Raw genomic sequence first — 1,326 nt, 5'->3', positions numbered from 1 at the left:
ACAACATCATGTACGACGGCCTGCCCGCCTCGTACTCGGGCTATACGGCAGGCGTTCAACCCAACCTGGCCATGTTCGATCATGTCGAGGTGATCAGAGGCGCTACAGGCCTGGCGACAGGGTCTGGCAACCCTTCAGCGGCGATCAATATGGTGCGCAAACGCCCTACCGCCGTTCCACAAGTCACCCTCACCGGCACGGTCGGGAGCTGGGACGACTACCGCGGCGTATTCGATGCCTCCGGACCACTGAACGATAGCCGCACGGTACGCGTGCCGAATAGTCGGTTCCTACCAGGATGCCAACAGTTTCCGCGACAAGGAAAAAAGCGATCACGGCGTTTTCTACGGGGTTGTCGAGGCCGATCTGAACGATGCCACGACCGCCACTCTGGGCTTGTCTCGTCAGGAAGATCAGACCAATTACTTCTGGGGCGGCCTCCCACTCGGCACTGACGGCCATCACCTGAACCTGCCGCGTTCGACCTATTCCGGCTCGGAATGGGTGCGGATTCCACGGCAATCCGGCCGCCCATTCCATGAACATCCGGCCACTGATTCCACGATGATCCGGCCACCTACTCCACGGCTATCCGGCCACCCATAAGGCAGGCAGCAACGCAGGATTAATTCACTACCATCGACCTCTTTTATCGAAGCAGGAGGTCGTCGTGGAGCGGTTATCCATGCGTAAGATTCGAGAAGTGCTACGTCTCAAATTCGAGGTCGGCTTATCTGCCCGCCAGGTCGCTACCAGCTTGCAAGTAGGTCGAGCCAGCGTCGGTGAGTACCTCAATCGCTTTGCTGCCAGCGGCCTGACCTGGCCGTCTGCGCTGACTGACTCCGAGCTGCAACGGCATCTTTTTCCGCCGCCGCCCGCTGTTCCCAGTGATCAACGTCCGATGCCTGACTGGGCTCATGTCCATGCCGAGTTGCGCCGTTCTGGCGTAACCCTGGCTCTGCTTTGGCAGGAATATCGACTTATCCACCCGCAAGGCTTCCAGTACAGCTGGTTCTGCGAGCACTACCGCCTCTGGGCCGCCAAGGTCGACGTTGTCATGCGCCAGGAACATCGCGCCGGCGAAAAGCTGTTCGTCGATTACGCGGGTCAGACCGTGCCGATCATCGACCGACGAACCGGAGAGATCCGCCAGGCCCAGATTTTCGTCGCCGTCCTCGGCGCATCCAGCTACACCTTCGCCGAGGCGACCTGGTCGCAGAAGCTGCCCGACTGGCTGGGCTCGCACGCCCGCTGTTTTGCTTTTTTCGGCGGTACTGCACAGATTCTGGTGCCCGACAATCTGCGTAGCGGCGTCACCAAGGCTCA

1 protein-coding gene and 1 pseudogene are annotated in these 1,326 nt (G+C 60.3%); both read left to right on the top strand.

Annotated elements, in window-relative coordinates; all coding sequences use genetic code 11:
* Window positions 1-504 (top strand): annotated as a pseudogene (locus ALO43_RS29050) (TonB-dependent siderophore receptor); the annotation flags it as partial.
* 181 nt (window positions 505-685) lie between these two features.
* The coding region (gene istA / locus ALO43_RS16190; protein ID WP_157062314.1) for an IS21 family transposase at window positions 686-1,326 on the top strand (641 nt) is incomplete at its 3' end.

Source organism: Pseudomonas tremae (assembly GCF_001401155.1).
Lineage (GTDB): Bacteria > Pseudomonadota > Gammaproteobacteria > Pseudomonadales > Pseudomonadaceae > Aquipseudomonas > Aquipseudomonas tremae.
This window is presented reverse-complemented; position numbering and strand designations above follow the sequence as displayed.